At 35.0% G+C, this 6,212-nt stretch carries 3 protein-coding genes; all 3 read right to left on the bottom strand.

What is annotated here, in order from left to right; translation table 11 throughout:
* A partial coding sequence (locus tag ITJ86_RS06245; RefSeq protein WP_195870758.1) for an IPT/TIG domain-containing protein occupies nucleotides 1-1,379 on the bottom strand: 1,379 nt, incomplete at its 3' end.
* A 25-nt stretch (nucleotides 1,380-1,404) separates the two neighbouring features.
* Nucleotides 1,405-3,489 (bottom strand): T9SS type B sorting domain-containing protein, encoded by a 2,085-nt coding sequence (locus tag ITJ86_RS06240; RefSeq protein ID WP_195870757.1) that lies wholly within the window; start codon nucleotides 3,487-3,489, stop codon nucleotides 1,405-1,407.
* A gap of 302 nt (nucleotides 3,490-3,791) precedes the next feature.
* A complete protein-coding gene (locus ITJ86_RS06235) occupies nucleotides 3,792-6,134 on the bottom strand; it encodes a choice-of-anchor L domain-containing protein (RefSeq protein ID WP_195870756.1) in 2,343 nt (780 codons plus the stop codon).
* Nucleotides 6,135-6,212 lie beyond the last annotated feature (78 nt).

Below are 6,212 nucleotides of genomic sequence, written 5' to 3'. Positions count from 1 at the left end.
TCTGTTTGATCCGAAAGGGTATCAACATTTGGTGTGCCACTTACAGTGACGATAAAACTACTTTCATTAGAGCAGGTATTTGGAGCTGTTCCAATTTCGTTATAGACGTAAATGGTTTGTGTCGTTGAAATAGTATCACCAGCATTGAGTTGAGTGCCACCACCATTGGTTGCGGTATAATAGTCTCCGTTAGTTAAAGTTGGTAAAATGTAGTCTGAACATACACTTTGATTTGAAAAAACATCTACAGTTGGGTTAGAAACTTGAAGTTGTACTGCATTAGATACTAAATCACAATCTGTAGAGGTCATAATACAGTGGTATTGATAACCATTAAAACTAGAGGGTGCATTAGAAATAGTTAAAGTGTTAGATGATGCTCCAGCGTAATTACTGTTGTTAATTACATTCACCCAGTTTCCAGAACTATTAAGGGTCATCCATTGGTAAGTGTATGAGCCAATATCTACTGAAACTGAAAAAGAAGTATTTCCATTTTCACATATGTCTTGAGACAGCGGATGGGTAATGTTTGGTGAGGTGCTTGTTGTATTTACGGTATGAGACCCAATGTCGCTACAGTCTTCACTACCATCACGATACCAATCGTTGGAATCAAAAGTACTTGCAGGTGCAATAGCATCAGAATTTCTGATTATAGTATAACCTCTTTCATCAATGGCTTGAACATTGTCTATTACAATGCCGTTTTTTTTAAGTTTAAATTCATCATTATCATTAAATCCAGCTCCTAGAGTAAAATCTACAGAGAATCCAGTACAAGCATCTGAACCATTACTTTGAATTATAAAGGTGCTTAGAGGAGGGATTGATCCCGTTAAAGGTATAACGGTAGCATCCGCATCAGGTTCACCAATATTTCCATATCTGAAAATTTCATAAACTCCATCTAAGTTTACAGTTGTATTTGTTGGGTTGTAAAGTTCAATAATTCCAAAAGCATCACTCTGTGCATCATATAGTTCAGAAAAATAAATGTCACTAACAATACATGACGATTCTAACACTATAAAATCAGTGGACGAACTTCCTGTACAGCCACCATTACTTGAAATAGAAATACTAGAAGCGTCCATTGCACCAGCAGGTATAAGTGCTGTGATTTGAGTATCATCTATAATGGTAAAGGAAGTAGCAATGCCATCAATAGACACTGTTGCTGCAGTATTAAAGTTACTACCGTTAATTGTAATTAATGTGTTTTCTGGTCCAGTAGCAGGCGCAAACGTATTAATTATTGGTGCAGGACAAAAGTTATTGACTTCATTAATAGCACCACTTACTGAGGCATAGGTATTTGTTATAAAAATTAAACTTATGACGTAGGTATAGTGTGTTAATAAACTAATGCGATTCATGCTTGCAAATTAAACGTTGAAAATTTTATTTGTTAAGATACACCCAACCTGTATGAGGTTTAGAGTTTGTGTTTGACTCATTTAAATATAATACATAAAAATAGGTACCTACTGGTAAAACTTTGTCCGTGTGCATAAGCCCTTTATTAGCTATTCCGAACCATTTTTTAGTGTTATTTCCTTCAAAAATTAAAGTTCCATAGCGGTTATAGATTTCTAATTTATGGCTAGTGTAAACATCATATAGACCTTGGATGTTAAACCAGTCATTCTTATTGTCATTATTTGGTGAAAATCCATTTGGAATAAATAAGTCATCTTCAATAGTTTGTATTTCAAAAGATATAGATTTAGTAACACAACCATTAGAATCTTGAACATACAAGGTGTGTGTGCCTTCTAAGATGTTTGTAAATGTATTTTCACTCTGAAAATTAGACTCATCAATAGCATATTCGTAATCTATTGTGGTGTCTGGCATTGTGATGGCTATAGAATTTCCGTTAATTTCGATATTTGCCGCGTTTAATGTGAAATCTGAAGCAGGATATATGGTAATATCAAAGCTGCTTTCGCTAGTACAAGTATTAGGCGCAACTCCAGATTCATTGTAAATATATATCGTTTGTGATGTCGTTATGATGTCTCCGGCATTTAAAGGTGTTCCGTTTCCATTGGCTGCTGTAAAATAGTCTCCATTATCTATGACAGGTAGTGTAAACTCGGAACAAATAGTTTGGTCATCTAATAGACTTACAACTGGATCTCCACTAATAGAAACCGTAAAGCTAGATTCGTTTTGACAGGTGTTAGGTGGTGTGCCAGATGTATTAAAAATGTAGATAGTTTGAGACGTTGTTATGGTATCACCAGCATTAAGTTGCGATCCTGTACCATTCGTATCTGTGTAATACGTTCCGTTAGTGAGTTCAGGAAGCGTATAACTTGAGCATACGGTTTGGTTTGATAAAATATCGACTTCAGGATTTAAGACTTCAAGTTGTGCTGCATTGGAAACAAGAGTACAACCTGGCGATGTCATGATGCAGTAATATTGTAACCCAGAAAAACTAACAGGCGTGTTTGTAATTGTTAAAGTGTTAGATGTTGCGCCAGAATAATTACTGTTATTATTTACGTTAACCCAGTTACCTGATGTATTTAGAACAAGCCATTGGTACGTGTATGAGCCTGAATCTGTAGCTACTGAAAAGGTTGCTGTATTATTTTCGCAAATATCTTGGTTAATAGGCTGTGTAATGTTTGGTGTAGAACTCGTTGTATTTGATGTATGTGACCCTAAATTTGAACAATCTTCGTCTTCTAGCAATAACCACTCGTTAAGGTTATAGGATGAGCTTGGTGCTGATGCATCTGCATTTCTAATAAAGCTATAGCCAATTTCATCATCTGTATAGATGACATCAATGATAGAACCATTTTTTATTAACTGAATTTCGTCGTCTTCATTAATACCAGCAGCTACCGTTGTGCCAGCAGTTAAACCACTACACGTATTACCTGTTCCACCCATTTCAATGATATATGTACTAAGTGGATCAATAGAGCCTTCTAATGGAATTGTTGCACTAGGAGTACTATTACCGATATCACCAAACCTTAGCACCTCGTAAACAGTCTCAAGGTTTATAGTTGCGTTGGTTGGGTTATAGAGCTCTATAACACCAAAACTTCCACCATCAGAATCATAAACTTCAGAAATATATATTTCATCGGCAGAATTACAGTCAGAATCTAACAAAGAAAAACTTGTAGAGGTTGTGGTGTCGCAGCCGCCAGAAGTTGTAAATGTTATATTGGAAGTTTCATCAATACCAGAAGGAACAAAAACAACCATTTCGCTGTTATTTATAATGTTAAAGGTAGCATCGATACCGTTAAAATCGACTGTTGTTGTCGAATCGAAATTGCTTCCGTTTACTATGATTTCTGTGTTTATAGGTCCAGTTGAAGGACTAAAGGTGTTTATGATTGGAGCAGGACAAGCAATATAATCTGATTTGTTTGTCGTGTAATTTGTGTTGTTGTGTAAAGAATAACCCTTTAAAATTGAAAGAAGGGAGAACAGTAAAAAGATGTAATTTTTCATGTAGCTTATATAAAAATAGTGGGCAAAATTATGTAATATATTACTTTCATTTGTTAAGTAATAGTTACGTTAATTTTTGCTAAAATAAAGTTTGAGTTAGTTAGCACAAAAATAGAATATTAAGTGATAATACAAAGCATGCCGTCCAATTGTTGTAGTGTCTAATCAGTCAGTAGCTTAGAAATTTCTTACTTTTTCTATACGTCCTTAATATCGTAAAACTAGGTGTGAAAAATAGAGTTGTGCTTATTTGTTTAATAAACAGTTGATTAGAGGAGTTTTGGTATAAGCAACAATAAGGCTTAACGTCTCAATGCAAAATGGCCAGTATGTGTTTTACCGTCAATAAATGTAGCGATGTACCAATAATCATCACTCGGAAGCGGTTTTCCTTTTAGTGTTCCATCCCAACTACGATTTGCCGTTGTTAATATTGTCATCAATTTACCATAACGGTTAAACACCTGAATGGATTCTATTTGGTTATATTGCTCATTTGTTCCAATAACTTGCCAAGTAGGATTGTCTTCATCTCCATTTGGTGTAAAGAATTTAGGAAAGCCTAGAACAGAAATAGTTTCTTCAATTGTACCACAGCCATTTTTATCTCTTATATAAACAGTATGAAAGCCTTGAGGTAGGTTTGTAAATACAAAGTCATCTTGATAGATGCCGTTTTCATCATTTAAAGCTATTTCATAATCGCCATTGCCAGACACAGCAATGGTAACCGTATTATTTGGTGCCACACCATTGACGCTAACACTTTCTAAAATTGCTGTTTCAGAAGCTAAAACCGATATTGTTCTACTCGATGAACATCCATTAGGATCTGTAACGATAACATTGTAAGAACCAGGTTCTGTAACCTCATAAAACAACGTGTTTACTTCTGTTGTTGTGCCATTAAATTGCCATTCGTAGTAATAATTGTTAGGTAAGTCATTAAGAACACCTCCATAAATGGTTAATGGTTGTGATTCATTTGTACAATATATAAGGGTTTCGTCTGCTTTTAATAATGGCGTATAAAGCACATTTAAGTTTGCGGAAGAAATACCAAAACATTGATTGTTATTACTAACTTTTATATAAATAGTTTGGGTAAATGGAATCGTATTTTCGAAGGTGTTAGAAAGCGCATTTGTTCCATTAAGCGCATCTGCTTCTGTTTCGAAGTATTGAATAGTAGCTCCTTCAGGAATTTGATTTAAAATAGAATTTTCAATTCCTGATAAATCAAAAGTGGTAAACCCATCTGCAATGTCTCCATCACACGCATCTAAATCAGGAATAATTAACGAATTGTTGGACGTTTGTAATTCTAATTCTGCAATGTCAAAGCAATTCGCTTGATTTGCAATACGAGCATAAACGATTTGAAAAGGATTGGTGTTTTGGAATGCTTCTGGATTTGTAATCGGGTTACTATTAGCCAAAGCATCTGTTTCCGATAAGAAAAAGTCGCTTACATATATATTTTGATTCCCATTGGTTAAATCAAAAGACGCATTAAATAAATTGTAGTTGGTTAAACCATCTTGATTGCTATCGCATTCTATTAGAACAGAATTTACACCAACAGGTGCCGGAGCATATTCAATGACAACTTCTCCATAAGAAACACAGTTATTTATTAAAGTCACTTCTACAGTATAAGTGCCAGGTTCCGTAACGGTGTATGATCCGCATGTACCACAACCAGGTGCTCCTTGCACTAAAACACCATCTCTGTACCAGTCATAAGTATTTTGACCATCTTGATAGGCGTTAAGCTCAAGGGTTTCTCCTTCACATAGTGCATTATTTGTAGCAACCAGTAAATTTGGTCCTAGATCTGAAGACATTTCAAAACTTCCAGCTTCTAAAAATACGGCTGAATCATATCTGTAATTATTCTCATCAGCAATGACTAGCTTTACATGATACGTAACATTGGGAACAATATTTGCCGTTGCCGTTAGGATATCTGTCTGTCCATTAAAATTAATTGGTGCATTGTTGTTATTAAAACTACCAAAATACGTTTCGTTTTCGGGAGGACAACTACCAGGAACTCCAGGTGTAACCGTGGTTACTTTTACAGGTGTATCTGTATCTGGCACTAATGCTATATTTTCATATTCCTCTTGTCCACCTGCTGGTCTTATTAAGAAGCCAAATAAATCGGAGTATTGGCATGTATTAGAATCGTTTTCTTGGTATTCTTCTGAAGCAAAAAGATATCTAAAGCTTACTTGCGAAGCGACTGACGTAAACTCGAATTCTAAAATAGTTGCGTTTATGGTTCCCGATTCACTTAATGCATTTTCTAAATCAATATCTCCTGACCAACCAGGTGCATCATCATCACTTAAATTGTTATTTGGTCCTGGAACATTTACTAACCTTCCAGTACTTAAAACGATACCACTTTCAAAAGGAAAATTAGAACCGTTGGCTTCAAAATAACCGTAACTTTGGTCTGAACCACTAAAATCACCTCCAACAACATTGGTTACAGTAACATTGTCTATACACTCACTATCAATTAAAATATCTTCTACGAGTTGTTGTGGTGTATATGTTTGACTGTCTACTGAAATATTTTGAGCATAATTCAATAGGGGAAACAATAGGGTAATAGCTAGTAATGTTTGCTTCATTTTCATTATAAGGGATAGCAAAGATACACTTCTAACTATTATTTGAATTGGAATAAGGTGTTAAAAAAGATAATCTGT

It is taken from the genome of Winogradskyella marina (assembly GCF_015645385.1).
Lineage (GTDB): Bacteria > Bacteroidota > Bacteroidia > Flavobacteriales > Flavobacteriaceae > Winogradskyella > Winogradskyella marina.
The sequence above is the reverse complement of the archived record's forward strand: the minus strand, read 5'-3'. Positions and strand labels throughout refer to the sequence as shown.

What these genes read in the sequence shown, in the direction of transcription:
- ITJ86_RS06235 (WP_195870756.1), bottom strand. Translation starts at nt 6,134, where the DNA reads ATGAAGCAAACATTACTAGCTATTACCCTATTGTTTCCCCTATTGAAT.
- ITJ86_RS06240 (WP_195870757.1), bottom strand. Translation starts at nt 3,489, where the DNA reads ATGAAAAATTACATCTTTTTACTGTTCTCCCTTCTTTCAATTTTAAAG.